Source organism: Photobacterium ganghwense (genome assembly GCF_003025595.1).
Taxonomy (GTDB): Bacteria; Pseudomonadota; Gammaproteobacteria; order Enterobacterales; family Vibrionaceae; genus Photobacterium; species Photobacterium ganghwense.
In genome coordinates this window covers 669,149-691,696 of sequence record NZ_PYMI01000003.1, presented here as the reverse complement: position 1 = coordinate 691,696, position 22,548 = coordinate 669,149, and the positions used below count along the sequence as shown (strand labels likewise).

At 50.0% G+C, this 22,548-nt stretch carries 12 protein-coding genes, 7 tRNA genes and 1 pseudogene; 15 read left to right on the top strand and 5 right to left on the bottom strand.

Features of this window, described 5'->3' with window-relative positions; translation table 11 throughout:
* The first annotated feature begins 50 nt into the window (after positions 1-50).
* The 10 genes from C9I92_RS13515 (at position 51) to C9I92_RS13470 (ending at position 6,228) form a co-directional block, all read left to right on the top strand.
* Positions 51-851 carry a ParA family protein gene (locus C9I92_RS13515; RefSeq protein ID WP_047885311.1) on the top strand — a complete coding sequence of 267 codons (801 nt, stop codon included), beginning with the start codon at positions 51-53 and terminating at the stop codon, positions 849-851.
* Positions 852-1,299: 448 nt separating this feature from the next.
* Complete coding sequence (locus tag C9I92_RS13510) at positions 1,300-2,418, top strand: NapC/NirT family cytochrome c (protein WP_242551859.1); 1,119 nt, start codon at positions 1,300-1,302, stop codon at positions 2,416-2,418.
* 2 nt (positions 2,419-2,420) lie between these two features.
* Positions 2,421-4,907, top strand: a complete 2,487-nt coding sequence (gene torA / locus C9I92_RS13505; protein WP_047885309.1) for a trimethylamine-N-oxide reductase TorA — start codon at positions 2,421-2,423, stop codon at positions 4,905-4,907.
* Between the two features lie 545 nt (positions 4,908-5,452).
* Positions 5,453-5,529 (top strand) — tRNA-Val (locus C9I92_RS13500).
* Between the two features lie 27 nt (positions 5,530-5,556).
* Positions 5,557-5,633 (top strand) — tRNA-Val (locus C9I92_RS13495).
* A gap of 37 nt (positions 5,634-5,670) precedes the next feature.
* Positions 5,671-5,747, top strand: a tRNA-Val gene (locus C9I92_RS13490).
* Between the two features lie 28 nt (positions 5,748-5,775).
* Positions 5,776-5,852 (top strand) — tRNA-Val (locus tag C9I92_RS13485).
* A gap of 37 nt (positions 5,853-5,889) precedes the next feature.
* Positions 5,890-5,966: transfer RNA gene (locus C9I92_RS13480), tRNA-Val, on the top strand.
* Between the two features lie 49 nt (positions 5,967-6,015).
* Positions 6,016-6,092 (top strand) — tRNA-Val (locus tag C9I92_RS13475).
* A 60-nt stretch (positions 6,093-6,152) separates the two neighbouring features.
* Positions 6,153-6,228: transfer RNA gene (locus C9I92_RS13470), tRNA-Val, on the top strand.
* Positions 6,229-6,336: 108 nt separating this feature from the next.
* Here the strand turns inward: C9I92_RS13470 and C9I92_RS13465 are convergent.
* Together C9I92_RS13465 and C9I92_RS13460 are read right to left on the bottom strand one after the other, a co-directional pair.
* Positions 6,337-6,741 carry a bactofilin family protein gene (locus C9I92_RS13465; protein ID WP_047883594.1) on the bottom strand — a complete coding sequence of 135 codons (405 nt, stop codon included), beginning with the start codon at positions 6,739-6,741 and terminating at the stop codon, positions 6,337-6,339.
* Positions 6,742-6,749: 8 nt separating this feature from the next.
* Positions 6,750-7,700 (bottom strand): M23 family metallopeptidase, encoded by a 951-nt coding sequence (locus C9I92_RS13460; RefSeq protein ID WP_047883593.1) that lies wholly within the window; start codon positions 7,698-7,700, stop codon positions 6,750-6,752.
* Positions 7,701-7,937: 237 nt separating this feature from the next.
* Here C9I92_RS13460 and C9I92_RS13455 point away from each other — a divergent pair, with 237 nt between their 5' ends.
* Both C9I92_RS13455 and C9I92_RS13450 read left to right on the top strand, forming a co-directional pair.
* Positions 7,938-9,113, top strand: coding sequence for an efflux RND transporter periplasmic adaptor subunit (locus C9I92_RS13455; protein ID WP_047883592.1), 1,176 nt, complete (start codon positions 7,938-7,940; stop codon positions 9,111-9,113).
* A complete protein-coding gene (locus C9I92_RS13450) occupies positions 9,113-12,361 on the top strand; it encodes an efflux RND transporter permease subunit (RefSeq protein WP_084712443.1) in 3,249 nt (1,082 codons plus the stop codon). Before C9I92_RS13455 ends, C9I92_RS13450 begins: the two co-directional genes overlap by 1 nt.
* Before the next feature lie 309 nt (positions 12,362-12,670).
* Here C9I92_RS13450 and cydB read toward each other — a convergent pair whose 3' ends face one another.
* Both cydB and C9I92_RS13440 read right to left on the bottom strand, forming a co-directional pair.
* The gene (cydB, locus tag C9I92_RS13445) at positions 12,671-13,669 is read right to left on the bottom strand and encodes a cytochrome d ubiquinol oxidase subunit II (protein WP_047883591.1); all 999 of its coding nucleotides are present in this window, start codon (positions 13,667-13,669) and stop codon (positions 12,671-12,673) included.
* 350 nt (positions 13,670-14,019) lie between these two features.
* Positions 14,020-15,426, bottom strand: coding sequence for a cytochrome ubiquinol oxidase subunit I (locus C9I92_RS13440; RefSeq protein WP_047883590.1), 1,407 nt, complete (start codon positions 15,424-15,426; stop codon positions 14,020-14,022).
* Positions 15,427-15,670: 244 nt separating this feature from the next.
* Between C9I92_RS13440 and C9I92_RS13435 the strand changes: the two are divergent.
* A pseudogene (locus C9I92_RS13435) lies at positions 15,671-16,918 on the top strand (NADH:ubiquinone reductase (Na(+)-transporting) subunit B).
* A gap of 263 nt (positions 16,919-17,181) precedes the next feature.
* Here the strand turns inward: C9I92_RS13435 and C9I92_RS13430 are convergent.
* Entirely contained in the window at positions 17,182-19,176 is a 1,995-nt protein-coding gene (locus tag C9I92_RS13430) for a GGDEF domain-containing protein (protein ID WP_047883589.1), read from the bottom strand.
* Positions 19,177-19,946: 770 nt separating this feature from the next.
* On the opposite strand from C9I92_RS13430, the gene C9I92_RS13425 reads away from it, so the two are divergent.
* The gene (locus C9I92_RS13425; protein ID WP_047883588.1) at positions 19,947-20,876 is read left to right on the top strand and encodes a carbamate kinase; all 930 of its coding nucleotides are present in this window, start codon (positions 19,947-19,949) and stop codon (positions 20,874-20,876) included.
* 333 nt (positions 20,877-21,209) lie between these two features.
* Positions 21,210-22,517 (top strand): YjiH family protein, encoded by a 1,308-nt coding sequence (locus C9I92_RS13420; RefSeq protein WP_047883587.1) that lies wholly within the window; start codon positions 21,210-21,212, stop codon positions 22,515-22,517.
* The last annotated feature ends 31 nt before the right edge of the window (positions 22,518-22,548 follow it).

Here is a 22,548-nt window from a genome sequence, read left to right as displayed (position 1 = left end):
CCGGCTGAAGTATGGTACAAAAAGGAACCAGACCAGGACAGGGAAATAATATGCGTCGTGTCATCTTTAATCAGAAAGGAGGCGTCGGAAAATCCAGCATTGCTGCCAATCTCGCCGCTCTCAGTGCTGCAAAAGGCTTTCGAACCTTGTTAATCGATTTGGATGTTCAGGGAAACAGCAGCCACTATCTGGGACACGATGCTTCAGACAGCAAAGATCGCACCATTGCCGATTTGCTCAACCAAACCGTTGGCTGGTTTTCCGTTTCCACGCCAGTCAAAGATTTTCCGCAATCCACCGCTTTTGACAATCTTTACCTCATTCCGTCCAGCCCCAAGCTTGATAAGATTGAGGCCGAATTAGAACGCCGCTACAAAATCTATAAGCTGCGTGATGCGCTGGATGAATTAGAAAAGCAATTTGACCGCATTTATATCGATACGCCACCCAACTTTAATTTCTATAGCAAAGCAGCGCTGATTGCCGCCCACAAACTGCTCATCCCATTTGACTGCGACAGTTTTTCTCAGCAAGCATTGATGACGCTACTGAATAATGTCGCAGAACTGCGTGATGATCATAACCCGTCGCTGGCCGTCGAAGGGATCATCGTCAATATGTTTAATGCCCAGGCTAATTTCCCGACAAAGATCATTGAAGATCTGCGCGATCTGGATCTGCCGATATTGGAGCCTTACCTGCCATTATCGGTGAAAATGAAGGAATCGCACTATCACCAAAAGCCGCTGCCGCATTTGCTGCCCAACCATAAACTGACCAAGGCTTTTGAGCAGCTCTACACGCAGTTGGAAGCCGAGACTCTGGTCGAGGGTACAGCAGCCTCGAATTAGGCACTGTTGTTCTAACGTTCTATCTCAAAATCATCAAGCATGGTGTTGGCACTCGTTGTTCACGAGTGCCTTTTCTGCATCATCTCGCCACACTACCCCGTCCATTCATTTCCTGTCACCTCTTGTCATATTCCCAAACAAGACCGGAGCCAGATTCTTCCGATGGCATCTCATTCTGTTGCGTTTTTATTTGTCAAGATGGCTCATTAGTTACACTTTTGTCTTAAAATCGCTACAGCCAACACAATTAGCACACAACTTAGCCACCTCTCCTAAAATAAAAATCAACCCAACCCATCAACCACTTACACCCATGTAACACGAAAAAATTATTTTTATTCATGGCGTAAAAAAAGAAGGCGCACCTAGCCAATTAGAGGTATAAACCCCTAGAATTTTTCAGTGTATTTCAAAATGTATCTAAAGGTTAATAATGACAATTGGAAAGATGAAACGAAGTACCTTGATCTGGCTACTGGCCATCGGGGCTTTACTGGGTGTAATTGCATTGGCGACCACTGCTGTGGTGATGCATAAAACCAGTTCGACTGAATTTTGTGTCTCGTGCCATTCCATGCAAACACCCCTTGCTGAATATCAGGGCACTATCCATTTCCAGAATAAGCACGGGGTGCGTGCCGAATGTGCAGATTGCCATATCCCCAATGATACGCTGGGCTATGTGGTGACCAAGGTACGTGCGGTTAAAGACATCTATCATGAAATCGCCGGTACACTTGATACCGACGCCGATTATGAAGCCCGCCGTCAGCACATGGCTGAAACGGTGTGGAGCCAGATGAAAGCCAATGATTCCGCTACCTGTCGCAGCTGCCATGAATTCACGGCAATGACGCTGCTCGATCAGCGCCCGGCTGCGCGTGAAATGCACCAATCTGCCATCGCCAACAACGAAACCTGTATTGACTGCCATAAAGGCATCGCGCACCTGCTGCCGGATACCTCAGATTCAGCACAATCAGGTGCCGCAGAGCTGGCCAAAGCAGCGCAATCCGCTTCCAAAACGGCAGCAACGCTCTACACCTATGAAACCACACCTTTTTACCTGGGTGAAACCGAAAGCCATAATCAGGGTAACCTGCTGCCAACGACTCAGCTTTCTGCCGTATCTCGCAGCCAGAACCGTATTGAAGTCACCGTGACTGGCTGGCAGCAAGACGGGGTTGATGCCGTGATTTATGCTGCGCGTGGTAAACGCATCCTGAGCGCACTGCTGGGCGACGACGCCAAAGCGGCCCTGAAAGTGGGTGAGTCTTTCACCGATGAATCCACCAATATTACCTGGCACCAGGTCAGTCTCACTGTGTGGCTGGATAACGGAAAGTTACTGGATAACGACAAACCACTGTGGGATTACAGCTCACAGCTGATGTCTGCCAACTGTACCGGTTGCCACGGCCTGACACCGCTCGATCACTTCAATTCCAACCAGTGGATCGGTGTAATTAAAGGGATGGAATCCCGTACCTCCCTGACCAAGGAACAAAGTCGCATCCTGACTCAGTATGTCCAGAAACACGCCAGCGATATGAAGGGAGGCGAATAACCATGAACAAACTTATGACTCAAGAATCAAAAACCGTATTAAGTCGCCGTCGTTTTCTGCAAGGACTTTGCGCCGTAGCCGCTGTACCTGCCGTTAATGCCCTGCTACCGAAAACCGCGCTAGCACGCGCTATTGAAGAAGCGCTACCGCAGTTCAAGTACACCAAAACCGCCCATGAAGGCGTTCTGACGGCTGCCCACTGGGGAGCGTTTCAGGCCATCGTCAAAGACGGCAAAATGGTCGACACCCTGCCGGTTGACGATGATCCGGCACCGAACGAATTGATCAAAATGGCCCCCTATCAGGTACACGCCACCAACCGCGTGAAGTACCCGATGGTACGCCGCAGCTACCTCGAAGGCGGGCCGGGAGCAGGCAAAACCCTGCGCGGCAACGATGAATGGGTTCGTGTTCCATGGGATAAAGCCATTGAGCTGGTCGCCGGCGAGATCACCCGCCTGCAGGAAACGTACGGGCCATCCTCAATTTATGCTGGTTCCTACGGCTGGAAAAGCACCGGCATGTTCCACAACAGCCGTACCCTGTTGCACCGTCTGATGAACCTGAGCGGTGGTTTTCTGGGCTATGCCGGTGACTACTCTACCGGTGCTGCACAGATGATCATGCCGCACGTGATGGGCTCGATGGAAGTGTACGAGCAGCAAACCGCCTGGCCTGTCGTGGTTGAAAGCAGTGAGCTGGTTGTGCTGTGGGGCTTTAATGCCATGGTGACCCTGAAAAACGCCTGGAACGTTCCGGATCATGAAGGTCAGGCAGGTCTGAAGGCCCTGAAAGACAAAGGCACCCGCGTTATTACCATTGACCCGGTTCGCAATGAAACCGTGGAGTACATGGATGCCGAGTGGATTGCCCCGCGTCCTTACACCGATGTCGCAATGATGATGGGTATTGCCCACACTCTACTCAGCGAAGACCTTCACGATAAAGATTTTATCAAGTACTACACCACTGGCTTTGATAAATTCCAGGCTTATCTGACCGGCGACGCCGACGGTGAAGCCAAAACGGCAGAATGGGCCGCCGAGATCTGTGGCATTGATGCCGACGTGATCAAATCACTGGCGCGCGACTTTGCGAAAAACCGCACCATGCTGATGGCTGGCTGGGGCATGCAACGCCAGCAACACGGCGAACAACCAAACTGGATGCTGGTGACTCTGGCAGCAATGCTGGGACAAATCGGCTTACCGGGTGGCGGTTTTGGCTTCAGCTACCACTACTCGTCAGGTGGCAGTCCAACAGCCAAAGGCGGCATTCTGTCTGGCATTAATGCCGGTACTGCGCCGAAAGGCTCACCGTCACCTATCCCGGTTGCCCGTATCGCTGAAGCGATTCTGAACCCGGGTAAATCAATCCAGTTTAATGGCCGCACTGTCACGTATCCGTCAATCAAGATGGTCTATGTCGCCGGTGGTAACCCGTTCCACCAGCATCAGGACATCAACACCCTGCTTCAGGCCTGGCAGACACTCGATACGATTATCGTACAAGAGCCGTACTGGACAGCCTCAGCCAAGCATGCGGATATCGTGCTACCGGCAACCACCAGTTATGAGCGTAACGACATCGACATGGGTGGCGACTATTCGCAGCGTTATGTCTTCCCGATGCACAAAGTCGTCGAGCCACAGCATGAATCAAAGAATGATTTCGACATTTATGTCGCGCTGGCGGAAAAACTGGGCGTGAAAGACGCCTATACCGAAGGCAAAAACGAAATGCAGTGGCTGAAAGAAATGTATGACGGCATGAAAACTCAGGCTCGTACGAACCGTGTACCGTTACCGCCGTTTGAAATGTTCTGGGATGCTAACGACTATATTTCTTTCCCGATTCCGGAAGCCAGTAAGCAATGGGTTCGCCATGCAGAATTTCGGGATAATCCGCTGCTGAACCCGTTGGGGACACCGTCAGGTCGCATTGAGATTTACTCAGACACCATTGCCAAAATGGGTTATGAAGACTGCGCACCGCACCCGAAATGGTACGCGCCGCGTGAATGGCATAAAGCAGAGATTGCTGCCAAATACCCGCTGTCGCTTAACACCGCACACCCGACACAGCGACTGCACTCTCAGTTGGATAATACCCCGCTGCGTGAAAAATATGCCGTCGCCAACCGGGAAGCGATTCTGATCAACCCGACCGATGCCAAAGCGCGCAACATTAAAGACGGTGATCTGGTTCGCGCATTCAATGACCGTGGACAGATTCTGGTTGGCGCAAAAGTCACAGAAGACATCCGACAAGGTGTGGTACGGATTTGCGAGGGTGCCTGGTACGATTCCGCCACACCGGGACAGGCAGGTGGCTTATGCCGCAACGGCTGTGTGAATGTCCTGACTTTCGACCAGGGTTCGTCTCAGCTGGCACAGGGTAACTGTGGTCAGATGGCACAGCTCGACATTGAAAAGTATCAGGGTAAGGCGCCGGTCAACCTAGCTCATCAGGTGCCACTCAACGCCTGAGCCGTTATGAAGCGGTGATTTGTCGACATTTCCACGTAAAACACTGCCGACTATTTTCTTATCTTTCCCAAGCAGGTCATTCAGTGGCCTGCTTTTTTATCTCGCCGCTCTCTCCTTTTCACCATTTCCTCTCCACCTTATTCACCATTTGACCTTTCCGCTATCCTCACCTGTCTTTTGTACAGCCATTTTCTCCCTCTTGATTCACCGTCAGGATGGCCGACATCACGCGATTTTCTCTAACTGAAACCACGTCATTAGCACTGGGTACGCACGATCTGTGACAGGCTCCACAATATTTCGTTTAGTTATCAGCACCCTACTACCAGATTTACCCACCGCTTGTGAACATTGCCTGCACGGTTTTTCTTTTAAATGACACCCCACTGCCTATTATTTCGGCCACATTTAGCCCTGCACGCTCAAAGCATAAGCAAACAGGCCAAGGGAATGAAAAAAAGCGAACTCAAACACTTGCGCCAATGATCATCACTCGTTAATATTCGTGTCGTTCTTAAGGAGTGAGTCATTCCTAAGTTCACAGTACGTCCGTAGCTCAGCTGGTTAGAGCACCACCTTGACATGGTGGGGGTCGGTGGTTCGAGTCCACTCGGTCGTACCAGTTTTCGTAATCGAAACTGAAAAATTTGCGTCTGTAGCTCAGCTGGTTAGAGTATCGCCTTGACATGGCGGGGGTCGGTGGTTCGAGTCCACTCAGACGCACCATATTTTGATATGAGTCTTAGTACTGATATCACAGGATGCGACCGTAGCTCAGCTGGTTAGAGTACCGCCTTGACATGGCGGGGGTCGGTGGTTCGAGTCCACTCGGTCGCACCATCTCTTGATAGAGAAACTGTTATAATCTGCGTCTGTAGCTCAGCTGGTTAGAGTATCGCCTTGACATGGCGGGGGTCGGTGGTTCGAGTCCACTCAGACGCACCATATTTTGATATAAGTCTTTGCACTGATATCACAGGATGCGACCGTAGCTCAGCTGGTTAGAGTACCGCCTTGACATGGCGGGGGTCGGTGGTTCGAGTCCACTCGGTCGCACCATTTAAACATGAAAGTTTGATCAACCTCTTAGGTTTGCTCAAAAACCCTTGCGTCTGTAGCTCAGCTGGTTAGAGTATCGCCTTGACATGGCGGGGGTCGGTGGTTCGAGTCCACTCAGACGCACCATATACCAATTATTGCACTATTCGTAAGTTGTCCTGACAACTTTATCCCAAGCAATAATTCGGGCGATTAGCTCAGTTGGGAGAGCACCTCCCTTACAAGGAGGGGGTCACTGGTTCGAGCCCGGTATCGCCCACCACTTTCTGAAAAGCCTGTACTTAGTACAGGCTTTTTTCTTTTTGACTATTCCACTGATTCCAGTACGGCCTTTGTTCGCGCAATATCTGTTACGGCGGCATTCAACCGCCTAAGAGGCAGACTTAGCACTTTTCTGAACGGGTTTTCTGTTCGCCGCCACTGACACCAAATCTTTGGCCTCAGCCCTGGCTAATTCATCGTTCTCTCTTGCGGACTCTGAATTGTCAGTATGCGTCGTCTTCCCTCGCAGCATCACCACCTGCTGGCTTTCCCCGGGATGGGTCGTACCCAAAAATTTCCCACCTTGCTCGATGCTCAGGTTATCGCAATAGATATCCCCTTTCACAATCCCCTGATTGAGAATTTCGATAACATTGGCATGGCAGCTCCCTTCGACCTGGCCATTCACGACAATTCGATCAGCCCACACTTCTCCCTTGAGCCGACCAGAACAGCTAACGACAACTCCCTGCTCCGATTTTAAGACACCGTGAACACTGCCATCCAACTGCATATCTGACGCTAACCGGAACTCACCATGAACTTCACATCCTTTTGCGATGACAGTTGTAGTTGTCTGCTCACCCGCAGAGTGACGCTGTCGACTAAATAAGCCCATTTCACTTTACTCTCTTGATCAAAAATGTGTTCAAAGTTATCCATTCCCCACTGCACAAATGGCTGGGGATTGAGTGCCCGCCCGACAAAACGCACTTCGTAATGCAAATGCGGGCCGGACGATAAGCCGGTGTTGCCGGAATAGGCAATGAGATCCCCTTTAGTAACAAAGTCACCATGGCGAACCGCAAAGGACTTCAGGTGGGAATAAGAGGATGTGAAACCGAAAGCGTGCTGCAGCCGGATGAAATTTCCATAACCTTTTTGGCTGCTCCGGACCGTTTCCACGACGCCATCAGCCGTGGCATAGACCGGCGTCCCTTTTTTAACAGCAAAATCGAGCCCCCGATGCATTTTGCGTTTTCGGGTAACCGGGTGAACTCTTTCGCCAAACGGGGAAGACTGACGGGCATTAACAACCGGGAGGCCATTAGGAATAGTGTCCAACATGGCCAGTCGCACCGCCGAGTTAATGGCTGCCACATCCAGCCGTCTTTCGAGCGAGCTTTCTTCTGGCGATCCGACACCCAGCACATGTTCCAGCTCTCCCAAACGCTCAGCGACATAGGCCAGACGGTTTTCCCGCTCGTCCATCTCATTTTCAAGTTCGGCTTTCAGCCGCTTCAGGGAAACCAGCTCACCGTTCAGCGATTCAGATTGTTGTACAAGCGCTTTTTGCTGACTTTGTGCAGAGTTAAGCAAATGATTCAGATAGACCAGGCTACCCGCCACACTCAGTGTCAACGCCAGACAGGTGCCTGCCACCCAGCGCAGTCGCAGCTGAGTTTTGCTGCAAAGATGAAAATGCCGCGATCCATTAATTGACGATACCGAGATTGTGATCCGTTCTTTCATAGGCAGTCTGCGTTAATGACTCACCTCACTTCAGTGCGACCGGAACTATGATTTATTTAAACGGTATTCAAGACAGGTATCGATAAGGCGAATTAACAATGCAAATAATTGCTGCTATTATATGCACTTACTTCAGTATAAAGTCTGATGGCCGCTTTTTTTCGTTGGCTGTTCAAACAATTGAACGGCATTGATAATGACGCAGGTTAATTACCCGCTTACTAAGGACAGTAACCGATGCTCTCTGTAAAAAAGCTTCTCAACCGCAAGCCGTGGATTCTCTCCGTCATTATCCTACTGTTACTCGGTGCCTGGCTGATTAGCGGAACACTTCTCCCTGGTTCCGGATCTGGGTCTGCCAACAATGAGGCGTCTGATGCGACAAGCGATGCCCCAACGGATACCAGTAAAACCCCGCCACTGGCCAAAGTGGTAGTCAGCCCGTTTGAGACTCAAACAGTAACCCGTACCCTTTCACTCTATGGCCGAACAGCACCGGATCGGGAAGCCAAACTGGCCGCCGAGGTATCAGGAACCGTTGAACAACTGCTGGTACAAAAAGGACAACGGGTAAAGGCCGGGGATCCACTTGTCAAACTCGACAAAGCTGACCGGGAGCTTCAGCTCCAGCGTGCCAATGCCCTGCTGAAAGTCCGTAATCAGGAGTACTCCGCAGCGCAGTCATTACGCAAACGCGGGCTACAGGGAGAAGTGGCGTTCAGTCAGGCTGAAGCTGCCCTGATTGAAGCCAAGGCAACGGTTCGCAGCCTGCAAATTACCCTGAACAACACAGTTATCTATGCCCCATTTGAAGGCATTGTCGAACATCTGCTGGTCGAGAAAGGTGATTATCTGGGCATTGGCGATCCGGTTGCGACCATTGTGGATTTAGACCCGCTGGTGATCAGCGCAGATGTCAGCGAACGCCATATCGAAAAAGTATATAAAGGCCAGCTGGCCTACGTTGAACTGGTCTCAGGCCTTACAACGGAAGGCAAGTTACGCTACCGCGCAACCGTTGCCAATGAAACCACCAATACCTACCCGATTGAAATTGAAATCGCCAATCCGGGTATGACCCTGACGGCCGGTGCCAGTGCCAATCTCGAACTGAAACTGAAAGACGAATCTGCCATCAAGATTCCCCCTTCTATGCTGGCCCTTGATGAAGCCGGAAATCTGGGTATTAAAACGCTGACTGATGGCGATCTGGTGAAGTTTATTCCCATTGCGATTGTGAAAGTTGAACCCGATGGTGTCTGGCTGGGTGGCACGGCGCAACACGTTGAAGTGATTACTGTCGGTCAGGGCTTTGTCCGCGACGGTGACACCGTGATTCCGGTGCGGCAAACCGCATCGCTGACCGCACCAGATCAACAACCAGGCACACAGATTGAGCAAGGGAGCAAATAATGTATTCCATTATTGATGCGGCACTCAGCCGCTCACGCACCATGCTTACCCTGCTGGTCATGATTTTGATTGCCGGCCTGATCACCTATCGCCTGATCCCGAAAGAGTCGAACCCGGACATCACGATTCCGATTATTTATGTCTCGGTAACGCATCAGGGTATCAGCCCGGCCGATGCCGAGCGGCTATTAGTCCGTCCGCTGGAACAAGAGCTGCAAGCGGTTGAAGGGGTCAAGGAGATGACCTCAACCGCTGCCGAAGGCCATGCCTCTGTTGTTTTAGAGTTTGCCGCAGGCTCGGATCTGAACGAAGCCCTTACTGACGTGCGAGAAGCCGTTGATCTGGCCAAAGTAAAACTGCCGGATGACAGTGATGAACCTACGGTCAATGAAATTACCCTCGCCAGCGAAGAGCCGGTGTTATCAATGGTGCTCTACGGCAGCGTCCCGGAGCGAACCACCATCAAGATCGCCCGCGATCTGAAAGATAAACTGGAGAGCTTCCGTCAGATCCTGGAAGTCGACATTGCCGGTGACCGTGAAGACGTGGTGGAAGTACTGGTCGAGCCCTTGCTAATGGAAAGCTATGGCCTGGATCAGGAGGATGTGTTTAACCTCGTCGCCCGAAATAACCGTGTTGTTGCCGCAGGCTTCATCGATACCGGTTATGGCCGCTTCTCCGTCAAAGTGCCTTCGGTGTTTGATTCACTGAAAGATATTCTCGAACTGCCAATCAAAGTGGATGGCAGCAAAGTCGTGACCTTCGGCGACATCGCCACCATTCGCCGCGCGTACCGGGATCCGGAAAGTTTTGCCCGCCTGAACGGGGAAACCGCAGTCGTGCTGGATATTAAAAAGCGGGCTGGTGAAAATATCATCGAAACCGTGGAAATCGTCAAAACGGTCATGGCGGAAGCGCAGAAACTTGACGAATGGCCGGATAACCTGCTGATTGAATACACCTGGGATCAATCGAAAGACGTCAATATTATGCTCAATGATCTGCAGAATAATATTCTGTCTGCGATCATATTGGTGGTGGTCGTCATCCTCGCGATCTTAGGTTCCCGAACAGCGCTGCTGGTCGGCATCTCGATCCCCGGATCGTTCCTGACTGGATTATTGATCCTTGCGATCAGCGGACTTACCGTCAATATCGTCGTGTTGTTCTCTTTGATCATGGCCGTCGGGATGCTGGTCGACGGCGCGATCGTGGTTACCGAGTATGCAGATCGGCGGATGCAAGAAAACATCCCGCGTAAACAAGCTTATCAGGAAGCTGCAAAACGCATGGCGTGGCCAATCACAGCCTCAACGGCAACCACTCTGGCAGCCTTCGCACCACTGCTTTTCTGGCCGGACACGACCGGTGAATTTATGCGTTACCTGCCGCTGACCCTGATCGCAACCCTGTCTGCCTCACTGGTGATGGCGCTGTTGTTTGTCCCGGTTCTCGGCAGCGTGATCGGTCGTCAGCAATACATCAGCCAGAAAGATGCGCAGCGTAAAATTGCCCTTGAGAACGGTGATTTTAAACAGGCAAAAGGGATTACCCGGCTGTACCTCGACACACTGGCTATTGCCCTTCGCCACCCCATCAAGATTCTGCTCAGCTCATTGCTGCTGGCCGTGGTCGTGGGGGTAGCGTACGCCAAAGCCGGACTGGGTGTGGTTTTCTTCCCGGATGTGGATCCGCCGTTCTTCACTATCAAGGCCCGCTCCCATGGCGACTTATCCATTTATGAGAAAGATGCCCTGATGAAACAAATTGAGCAGCGCATCATCAATACAGAAGGGGTCAGCAGCATTTACACCCGTACCGGCGGTCAGGATCAAATCGGTCGGATTCAGGTCAACCCGCTGGACTGGCAAGAACGCCCGCCAATCAAAGACATCATCGCAACCATGCGGGAAAACACCGAAGATCTGGCCGGTATTGAACTGGAATTTAAGTACCCTCAGGCAGGCCCACCGAGTGAGCATGATTTGGTCATAGAAGTCTCCGGGCGAGACGCCGACAGCATGGCTGCCGCGGTGCTACAGGTACGAAACTGGATGGAATCTCAGGAAGCATTTACCAATATTTCGGATTCTTCCGATAAAAACGGCATCGACTGGGAAATCAAAGTCAACCGTGATGATGCAGCCCGCTTCGGCGGGGATGCGACACTGGTCGGGAACACGGTGCGCTTCGTGACAAACGGGCTCAAAATCGGGGAATACCTGCCTGATGATACCGATGACGAGGTCGACATTCTGGTGCGTTACCCGGCCTCATCACGTGATATCGGTCGGTTTGATGAACTGCGGGTCAAAACCCATTACGGCATGGTACCCATCACCAACTTCTCCAGTATCGTCCCGTCTCCGAAACAGGGCACCATCAATCGCATTGATGGCAAACGCATTCTGGAGGTAACCGCAGATATGGCAACAGGCTACAACCTGAGTCTGCAATTACCGCTTGTACAGGCGGCGATTGCTGAAATGCGCATGCCATCCGGTACCGAAGTAAAGGTTCGGGGCCAAAATGAAGATCAGGAAAAATCATCAGCCTTTCTCGAGAGCGCCTTCCTAGTTGCGCTGGCCGTTATGGGGCTGATTCTGGTGACTCAGTTCAACAGTTACTATCAGGCTCTGCTTATCCTGAGTGCGGTGTTGTTTTCAACCGTCGGGGTTTTCCTCGGATTACTGGTCTTTCAGCGACCGTTCGGCATTGTTATGTCCGGTATCGGGGTAATTGCGTTGGCGGGGATTGTGGTGAATAACAATATCGTGCTGATAGACACTTATAACCAGCTTCGTAAACAAGGCGTGGCCAAATCCATCGCTATCATGCACACCGGTGCGCAGCGTCTACGTCCTGTGATGCTGACCACGATCACCACGGTGCTCGGCTTGATGCCAATGGTGCTGGAAATGAATATCGATTTGACGAATCGTCAGATTGAGTTTGGTGCACCCAGTACGCAATGGTGGTCGCAACTGGCTACCGCTGTTGCGGGTGGGCTATCTTTCGCAACGGTGCTGACTCTGATCCTGACTCCCTGCCTGCTGATGCTGGGCAGAGAAAAAGGACCATTGGAAAGTGACCAGAATGAGCAGCAACCGGATACCCCAGATGTCGCCAAACCGTCAGCAACTACCAGTGACACTGGTTCCGGCAGCGAAATTCCTCAGCCTCGCGCTGGATCGGATTCTCATCCGGTCAAGCACCCGCAGTCTGAAGAGGAAACTGAAAAGCTGTAAGAGGCGCAACAGCAGGACTGAATAGATAGGAACATAATAACCGCCTGAACACTCGTCGCCCCATCCTTACTTTGTTAGTTTGGCTGGGGCAACTGTTTACTCTTAGCTCAATAAACATAGCGCATTAAACTTAGCTCACTAGACGTCACTTACTACGCTTAACTCACTAAAAATCTGGATCAGACTCAATTAAGACTCAAGCCGCCAGAAACACCCACCGTATCAACACAGCCACCAGCCCAATAACCAGAATACCCCCGAGATAAAGCACCACAAACCACAGCCAGCGTTTGGCGCGTACATTGTTCATCAGTGATACCCCTCATCTTCATTAAGTCTGCCCCGGAACACATAATAAGAGTAGGCGGTATAAGCAATAATCAATGGCAGCAAGAAGACTGCCCCGCTTAACAGGAATTTCAGGCTGGTGTCCGGCGCGGCAGCCTGAACATAAGTCAGGCTATGCGGCACAATAAACGGATAGGTACTGACGCCGAAACCCAAAAACGCCAAAAAGAAAAGGCCCAGACTCGCCAGATACGCCTTTACCGGCATGTGTTCAATCAAATCTTTAAACAGCAAATAAGCCAGATAAATCGACAATGCCGGGATCAGCAAAAACAGCAATGCCTGCGGAAATGAAAACCAGCGGTCGGCGATAAAATCATTGCGAATGGGCAACCAGATACTGAGAATGGCCACCATCCCCACCATAATAATCGCGCTGCGTTTTGCAGTGACGTAATACCGGGACTGATAATGTTCCGGCATTTTGATCAGCAACCAGCAGGCTCCAAGCAGCACATAAGCGGCAACAGTGAGGAAACCGCAGTACAGGCTAAACGGGGTAAACCAGTCAAACCACCCGCCGCTATACTGACGATCCACGACTTTCACGCCCTGCAGCAGGGTACCCAGCATCATGCCTTGCGTGAACGTGGCCATCAGTGAACCAATAAAGAATGAACTGTCCCAGAGGAACTGCCCTCGCTTGGTTCTGAAGCGATATTCAAATGCCACACCTCGAAAAATCAGCCCTAACAGCATCATGATCAACGGGGCATACAAGGCAGGCATCACGACTGAATAAGCCAGCGGAAACACCGCAAACAGCCCACCCCCACCTAATACCAGCCAGGTCTCGTTACCATCCCAAACCGGCGCCACACTGTTCATCATCAGGTCACGCTCTTTGGTGGTTTGGGCTGATAGAAACAGGATACCAATACCCAGATCAAACCCATCAAGGATCACATAGGCAAATACAGCGATGGCGATCAGGATGTACCATATCAATGCATAATCCATAACAACTCCCGCTCTTACAATCCGGTTAGCTCCAGATGTCTCCTGATTGTGACATCCCGGAGTTTGAAGCCTTGAGCCTGAGCTCTGGCCTTGGTGCCTCTAAGCCTCTAAGCCTCTAAGCCTCTAAGCCTCTAAGCCTCTAAGCCTCTAAGCCTCTAAGCCATGCAAGTTTTTAAGCCTTACTTTTTCTCACTGTTAAAGTTTTGCCACTTTAGAGCCAGTGGCACTTCATTCCATTTCGCCATATTCCACAGGGCTGACATGCAGCGAAGCTGGATTCCAAATGGCTACACTCGTCTTAGCCACAGTGAACAAAACCCACCCCATACAACTCAGCCCGCCGCTAACTGCTAAGAAGATAAATGATTGGATGAGCCCATAGCACGCTTGCTTTTCTCAATGTCAGCCTCCGTTTCCGGCACGCGCGCTTTAGGTGGCTGTTCATATTTCGTCGGCGGCTTGCGCATCAGACGCAGGATATAAAACATCCCGGCTCCAAATACTGAAAAATACACCACCACAAAAGCAGCCACGGACACGCTGATCGCCGAGGCATCAACCGGTGAGGCCGATTCAGCGGTACGTAACAGGCCATACACAGTAAAAGGCTGTCGACCGACTTCCGTCGTGATCCACCCGCACAGTAAGGCAATAAAACCGGCCGGCGCCATGAGTAAACAGCAACGGTGGAAATTGGTGTGGTAGAAGAGTTCTCCCTGTTTACGCAGCCAAAGGCTGTAGAGGCCGATGGCCAGCATCATGAAACCAAGTGCCACCATCACACGGAAGCTCCAGAACACAATACCAACCGGCGGGTGATCCGCCTCCGGAAACGCATCCAGCCCTTTGACTTCGCCATTCCATTCATGCGTCAGAATGATGCTCCCGAGATGCGGGATCTGGATTTTATAGTCCACCTCTTTGTTTGCCTGATCCGGGATCCCAAACAGAATCAACGGCGCACCCTGATGGGTATCAAAGTGCCCTTCCATCGCGGCCACTTTGGCAGGCTGATGCTCAAGCGTGTTCAAGCCATGCAGATCGCCGACAAAAACCTGTATCGGCGTGACGAGTGCTGCCATCCACATGGCCATCGAAAACATGGTTCTGGCCAGATGGTTGTGCTGAGAACGCAGTAGATGATATGCCCCGACTCCGCCGACCACAAAAGCCGTCGTCAGGAAGGCTGCCAGCACCATATGTACCAGGCGGTAAGGAAAGGACGGATTGAAAATAACCTGCCACCAGTCAACTGGAATAAACTGACCAATTTCGTTGACATCATAGCCAGCGGGAGTTTGCATCCAGCTGTTTACCGCCAGAATCCAGAAAGCGGACATCAGGGTTCCCAGCGCCACAATGAGAGTGGCGGCGAAATGCAGCGTTTTTCCTACACGGTTCATACCAAACAGCATCACCCCAAGAAAACCGGCTTCAAGGAAAAACGCGGTGAACACTTCATAGCCCATTAAAGGCCCAAGCACCGGCCCGGTTTTATCAGAGAAGACGCTCCAGTTTGTACCAAACTGGTAGCTCATCACGATCCCGCTGACCACCCCCATCCCAAAGCTGATGGCGAAAATCTTTATCCAGTATTGATACAGCTCGATGTATTTGTGCTTGCCGGTTTTCAGGTATAACCCTTCCAGCACGGCTAGATAGCTGGCAAGACCAATCGTAAAGGCGGGAAAAATGATGTGGAAAGAAACGGTAAATGCAAATTGAAACCTTGCCAGATCAACAGCTAACTCACCCATAATGTCTCCTTACATCCTCGTAGCCTGCGCTACCACCAGAGGAATAAGAATTAATGTGCCTGCTTGCTTGGAGTCTTACGTTCAGATTACAAGTATGGTTCATCCCAGCCAAACGGGGATTTTTAACCGGACGGCAGTGATCGTTTCTGCCAGATTTGCAGTTCAATACTTCAGGATAAATGAATTGCTCACCACTCAGCCCATTCCTATCCAATTTACATGCGGTAAAACGTGAGGGCTAACTATGAGCATCAAATCCTTTCTGGAAAACATGGAACCGGCCTTTAAACCCGGTGGCAAATACGAAAAATGGCACGCCTTGTATGAGGCCGTTGCGACCATTCTGTACACGCCGGGACTCGTCACCCGACAGCAAACCCATATTCGGGACAGCATTGATCTCAAGCGCATTATGATCATGGTCTGGCTGGCCGTATTCCCCGCTCTGTTCTGGGGACTCTACAATATTGGGCATCAAACTATTTTGGGGCTGTCGAGCCTGTATTCTGCCACAGACATCAACGCACTCGCTGCTGAAAACTGGCGCTACGGGCTGACTATGGCTCTGGGCGGCAGCTTAACCGCAGAAGCGGGCTGGGCCAGCAAAATGTTACTCGGCACCATGTACTTCATCCCGATTTATGCGGTTGTTTTTGTCGTTGGTGGATTCTGGGAGGTGCTTTTTGCCTCGGTGCGAAAACATGAGGTCAATGAGGGATTTTTTGTCTCTTCGATGCTGTTTGCCTTGATCGTACCGCCAACCCTGCCATTGTGGCAGGCCGCCATCGGGATCAGTTTTGGTATCGTGGTCGCCAAAGAGATATTTGGGGGAACAGGCCGAAACTTTCTGAATCCCGCTTTAGCCGGGCGAGCCTTCCTCTATTTTGCCTACCCGGCCCAGATTTCCGGTGGTCAGGTATAGACCGCTGCGGATGGCTTTTCCGGTGCAACGGCCCTGTCACAATGGGCTGATGCTGGTCAACCCGCGCTAATCCACAATGTAACCGGTGAACCCTTAATCTGGATGGATGCTTTCGTTGGGAATCTGCCGGGCTCAATTGGTGAAGTCTCCACATTATTTCTGATGCTGGGCGGTGCCTTCATTCTGTTCATGGGCATTGCCTCATGGCGTATCGTCACCGGGGTCTTCCTAGGGATGGCCGTTACCGCCACGCTGTTGAACCTAATTGGTTCAGACTCTAACCCGATGTTTGCCATGCCTTTCTGGTGGCACATGGTACTGGGAGGGTTTGCATTCGGGATGTTCTTTATGGCGACCGACCCGGTTTCCGCGGCATTCACCGATAAGGGAAAATGGGCCTATGGCTTGCTGATAGGCGTTATGACGGTCTTTATTCGGGTCATCAATCCTGCTTATCCGGAAGGGATTATGTTGGCGATTTTGTTTGCCAACCTGTTCGCACCACTGATGGATAATCTGGTTGCCAGAGGCAACATAAAGCGGAGACAGCAGCGCCATCTTGGTTCATAGACGTTTCAGCGTAGTCCTTAGATGGTTCAACTACCCTGAACTAAAATACATCCGTGCCAGTTGCCAATGGGCTCGCTGGCACGTTTCGGGGGTGGCTGAATACAGTCAGTTGCGGGACGACTTCACAGCCGCAGCCGCAGCCGCAGCCGTTTCAACACTCCGATGAACAAGCATAGAAGTACACTCCGGCAGCGGCTGGTTCCATCAAACATTGTCAGAACCAGAAGTATATCCAAGCCCAGATCAACACCTTATTCTGAAAGCTATGGCGTTCGTTTCTCGTGCTCTAACTCGCTGAACTGGTAGCCATTTCGCCCACTTCGTTTTACCTCGTACAAAGCTTTGTCAGCCCTGACAAGCATTTCACTCCAGTACAGCGACAGTTGAGTGGGTTCATTGGTATATACCGCCCCCATAGAGATAGTCACAGGTAAATCAGTGCAACTGAGTTCAAAATCTTTCGAGCGGACACAATCCAGAATTCGAGTCAAACAGGCATCACATTCTTCAGGCTGACACGCCATAACCAGCACAAACTCTTCACCACCCCAGCGAACGACAATGTCGTTTTTACGCACCGCTTTTCTCAGTCGATTGGCAATCTCCACCAGCACCTCATCACCGACCTGATGTCCCAGTTCATCATTGATTTTCTTGAAGTGATCAATATCAATAACTGACACCAGATACCCGTACTGGAATGAGGCTTTGGACTGACGATTCAGCCACTGTTCCAAAAATCGGCGGTTGTGAAGCCCTGTCAGTGCATCTTGATTCGTTTGTGTCAGCAACTCAGCGTTAAACTTCTCTAACAATCGCTTTCGCTTTGTCACCATCCGATACCGACGATACATCACGTACAGCACTATGATGATCAACCCTGTGCCTAGGCGTAAAATGTCTTCGCTTGCTTTCTTTTCAGCCAGACGTAATTCCACCAATTCTTTCTCTTTTTTCAGCAACTGAATTTCTTTTTCATTCACATTGGCATCAAAGCGCTCTTGCAGGGCATAGAGTTCTTTCTGCCTGATATCAAAAAGGAATTTCTTGTTGTCTTCAGAAAAACGTTTATAAAATGCCAGTGCCGTTTCAAACTGACCTTTTGACTCATAGATTTTTGCCAACGTCAGGTAGGTTCTGCTCTTACGCAAAACGTCATTTTCCGCTTCATAGATGGACAACGCCGTTAAGCCATGTTCAAGCGCCAACTCCTGCCACCCAGAAGAAAGATAGTTGTCTGCCAGACTTTCATGACAAAGCGCGATATTGAGTTCATTCCCACCGCTATACCCAGATGCCAGCTCAAAACATTGATTTGCAGCCTTTAGTGCCGCTTCCTCATTACCAGTATCAAGATAGTACGAGGAAAGATTCACCAGAGCATTAAGTTGCACACGTAGAGAGCTGACTTTATCGGACAATTCAATTGCCCGATCAACATGCATTTTTCGGCGTTGAATGTTATCCAAACCTTGTTCAATCTCCGCCGCGTTAATGTGCAACACCGACTCGATGATCGGGTGAACGCTACCTTCCTTGTCGTATCGATCAAATGCCCTACTAATGTACGAGTCGGCCTGATGCCACTCTTCCATGTTGATATAGAGAGATGCAATGTTTGACAGGATTAGGATCAATTGTTGCTGATCACCGCATTGTTCGAAAGTCTGGTAGGCCCTCTCATAGTTCGTCAATGCTGACTCGTAAGCCCCCAAATCAACGTCAATATTGCCCAACCACTTCAGACTTCTGGCATACAGGTGTCTATGGCCCTGCTTTAATGCTGCATCACGCACGCTTTTTAGTTTGACTTGTGCCAGTGCAAACTCGTTTTCATCAACCAAAATGGTCGCTTCACGATACTCAACTTCCAGTTTCAGCCAGCGAGAGCGAGACTGGGCCGCAAGCTTATCCAGAGCTTCCAGGTACTGATTAGCTAATTCACGATTGCCGTTACCCGACTGTTCTATCCGCAACTTTCCTAACAGGAGTAATGCTTTAGCCATGAGGGAGGCAGGCATCGCCTTGACCGCGTTATTCGACTGCGGCAATAACTTAATAGCAGCGCTCGGGTCTATCTGGCTTAAAAGATAAAAATTCAGGTATTGTTGTTCACTGGCGTCTAATTTTTTAGACAAATCTTTTAGACAAGTGGAATTTGCATCAACGGTAGCGCTGACAGAATATGAGCAGTTCAAAAAAATGAAAAGCAGAATGGTTTTTAATGAAAAGGAAAACAAACGCTGAAAGCTAGACATACTCAAAATTCATATGATTGTTACTCTTCCCTGCCTAAGCTTCCTTAAAGAAAGCGTATTTTTATCAAATTTTCGAGAAAAAATACATTATTTTTTGAAAGCAAATTCCAACAACTATTGATGACCTATCACCGAACTCCGAAGAACACGATAATGATAATGTAGATAAATTTATCATTCACCTCGTTCATAGCCAGTCCCAGATCAGCTTCTAAATAGACAGAGTAAGCGCTAAATTAAAAATAACACTATTAATAAAAATAATTATCGTCTGTATTTCTTGCGTATCGGTTCCTGGTTTAGACAACAAGGTATTCAATTATAAATACCCCATCACCGATTTCTAAGTCCAAGTTCACCCCGTTATCATCAGGAAAAACATTGATTGAACCCAACTATACGCAACATTAATTTAACAGCTAAATTGAGGTATATTTAATGTTCAGTTTTTACATGTGATCGCGTTATCAGTTTTTTCATTAAAGAAACCGGAAATAATATTCGATTTGCTCGCATGGGTATTGTTAATAATTACTTATATTAAGTCCTGTATAATTTCTTTATCGGATAATTAGGCAGTGCTTTACTGATTTTTAAATTTGATTGAAAAATCTCTGGCACAAAAACAAGATAATTATCACATTTAGCCCGCCATAAATTCTCTAACCTACGTCTAAATCGCCAAGAGCGATAAATAAAAAATACCCTATATCAAATAATAAAAAGCAAATACGGGCTGGAGATTCACTCCTCCCGGCGGAGATACGATCATGCGCATAGTACTAGCTCTGGGCGGCAATGCCCTGTTGGCGAGAGGCCAGGCATTAACAGCAGAAAACCAAAGAGAAAATATCCAAAAAGCGGCAGCGAGTATCGCGGCCATTGCCCGTGAGCACGAAATTGTTATCGTGCATGGCAACGGCCCTCAAGTCGGCTTATTAATGGAACAAAACAGTGCTTATCAGGAGTACTCTCCGGAAACAACACCATACCCAATGGACGTATTAGGTTCGCAGACATGTGGTATGGTGGGCTATATGTTGCAACAGGAACTGCGTAACGTTGATCCGTCCCTTGCAGTGGCAACACTGGTCACTCAAACCGAAGTCAGCAAAGATGATCCGGCATTTGCCAATCCGACTAAATTTGTTGGCCCGGTATATACCGAAGAGCGTGCCAAAGAATTAATGGCATGTTCCGACAAAATCTTTAAAGCCGACGGTAATTACTTCCGCCGCGTCGTGCCTTCACCGCTGCCAAAAGCCATTGTTGAAAAGCAACAAGTTGAAACGCTGTTAAAAGCCGGTAACGTCGTGATTGCCTGTGGCGGCGGCGGTGTGCCAGTATGCCGTGAAGGCGAGCGCCTAGAAGGCGTGGAATGTGTGATTGATAAAGATCTGACTGCGGAACTGCTGTCAGAAACAATCAATGCCGATCTGTTTATCATTCTGACTGACGGTTCCATTTTCCGTCACTATGGCAAGCCGGATCAGGCTGAAATGAAAGTGGCAACGCCGGAAGGCCTGTCTCACTTCAGCTTCCCTGCGGGCTCTATGGGACCAAAAGTGGATGCGGTCTGTAAATTCGTCAACAGTGGCCGCGGTAAGGCTGCTATTGGCTCCCTGTTTGATCTGGATAAAATCCTGGTCAATGAAGCTGGAACGCTCATCCAGCAAGGCGAAGGGATCGAATATTACTGATGCCTGCGCGGCATCCCCTTCTCCGACATCTCGTCATCAAAGCTCATCGACAAAGCCCCTTCGGGGGCTTTTTTTACATCCAGTGGTGCTGATTGATTCCGCTGTTTTCCTTTTATCATCTATACAATTAAACTCGCTTCCCGATTCCTTCACTTACACTCCTCAGACCACAACTCAAAGCTAGCCTCCAGAAACCTGACACGTAGATACTGCAAAGCCGCACCAAAAAACTAGTCCATAAAAATTAGCCCATACAGATCACGAAATTTAAACAAACCCATAACAAGCCACTTTTTTTGTATATACATTTATATCAATTAACAAGGAGGTAACATGGAGCAGTACAACGACACTTCTCAGGTACAGACCAAACAGTATGGACGTTTGTTCGGTCTGAGCGCGCTGGGCATCTTCATCTTTTTCATCCCGGTCAGCTTTAACGGCAAGACCAGTATCCCGCTTGATCACCTGGTTAGCCTGCTGAAAAGCTGGTTGGGCGCAGGCACCAGCTGGTACGCATTAGCGATGATTGTGGCTGGCGCGGTGTACCCGCTGGTCACAAAAAGCTGGCGTAACAGCATGACTGATAGGGTATTTCTGGGGCTGAAATGGCTAGGGGTTATTGCCGCGGTACTGGCGGTCACCGGCGTTGGCCCGGCGGCACTTCAGGCACCGGATATGCTGCCATTCCTGTTCAACAAACTGGTGATCTCTGTCGGCTTAATCGTGCCGATTGGCTCGGTCTTTCTGGCTTTTCTGGTCAGTTACGGGCTGCTTGAAGCCATTGGTATTCTGGTACAAAAACTCATGCAGCCTATCTGGCGCACACCGGGGCGTTCTGCCATTGATGCTGTAGCCTCATTTGTCGGCAGTTATTCCATTGGCCTGCTGATTACTAACCGGGTATTCACTGCCGGCCATTACTCGGCACGGGAAGCGGCAATAATCGCGACAGGGTTTTCCACCGTGTCAGCCACCTTTATGGTGATCGTGGCGAAAACACTGGGACTGATGGATATCTGGAACGTCTACTTCTGGGCAACACTGGTGATCACTTTTATCGTTACCGCTATCACAGTCCGTATTCCTCCCCTGTCAACCATGGACAACCATGCGACTCACCGTGAGCCTGATTGTGAACCCGGTAACCGAATCAAAACGGCGTTGGAAACCGGGCTTGCAGTTGCAGAGAAAGCACCTAGTCTGACTAAAAATATCATTGAGAACTTGAGAGATGGCCTGATCATGACGATCAGCATTCTGCCGTCCATCATGTCAGTGGGTCTGATTGGCTTACTGGTTGCCAAATACACGCCGGTTTTTGACTGGCTGGGGATGGCATTTTATCCGGTGACCTACCTGTGGGGCATTGAAGACGGTGCCGCACTGGCTCGTGCCAGTGCCTCCGGTCTGGCTGAAATGTTCCTGCCGGCATTGCTGATGGCAGACGCCGACATCATCGCTCGTTTTGCTGCAGGCGTGGTCTGTGTCTCATCCGTGCTGTTTTTCTCTGCGTCGATCCCTTGTATTCTGGCCACGCGTATTCCGTTGTCGGTCGCGAAGCTGGTCGTGATCTGGTTCGTCCGGACATTCCTCAGTCTGTTTCTGGCGATTCCGACCGCGATATTCCTGGTCGGTTAACGCCAGTCACATGCCCTAACCTCAACTAGCA

Excerpts from the sequence above, each read along its gene's own strand:
- C9I92_RS13515 (WP_047885311.1), top strand. The coding sequence starts at position 51 with ATGCGTCGTGTCATCTTTAATCAGAAAGGAGGCGTCGGAAAATCCAGC.
- C9I92_RS13510 (WP_242551859.1), top strand. The coding sequence starts at position 1,300 with ATGAAACGAAGTACCTTGATCTGGCTACTGGCCATCGGGGCTTTACTG.
- torA (WP_047885309.1), top strand. The coding sequence starts at position 2,421 with ATGAACAAACTTATGACTCAAGAATCAAAAACCGTATTAAGTCGCCGT.
- C9I92_RS13465 (WP_047883594.1), bottom strand. The coding sequence starts at position 6,741 with ATGCAGTTGGATGGCAGTGTTCACGGTGTCTTAAAATCGGAGCAGGGA.
- C9I92_RS13460 (WP_047883593.1), bottom strand. The coding sequence starts at position 7,700 with ATGAAAGAACGGATCACAATCTCGGTATCGTCAATTAATGGATCGCGG.
- C9I92_RS13455 (WP_047883592.1), top strand. The coding sequence starts at position 7,938 with ATGCTCTCTGTAAAAAAGCTTCTCAACCGCAAGCCGTGGATTCTCTCC.
- C9I92_RS13450 (WP_084712443.1), top strand. The coding sequence starts at position 9,113 with ATGTATTCCATTATTGATGCGGCACTCAGCCGCTCACGCACCATGCTT.
- cydB (WP_047883591.1), bottom strand. The coding sequence starts at position 13,669 with ATGGATTATGCATTGATATGGTACATCCTGATCGCCATCGCTGTATTT.
- C9I92_RS13440 (WP_047883590.1), bottom strand. The coding sequence starts at position 15,426 with ATGGGTGAGTTAGCTGTTGATCTGGCAAGGTTTCAATTTGCATTTACC.
- C9I92_RS13430 (WP_047883589.1), bottom strand. The coding sequence starts at position 19,176 with ATGTCTAGCTTTCAGCGTTTGTTTTCCTTTTCATTAAAAACCATTCTG.
- C9I92_RS13425 (WP_047883588.1), top strand. The coding sequence starts at position 19,947 with ATGCGCATAGTACTAGCTCTGGGCGGCAATGCCCTGTTGGCGAGAGGC.
- C9I92_RS13420 (WP_047883587.1), top strand. The coding sequence starts at position 21,210 with ATGGAGCAGTACAACGACACTTCTCAGGTACAGACCAAACAGTATGGA.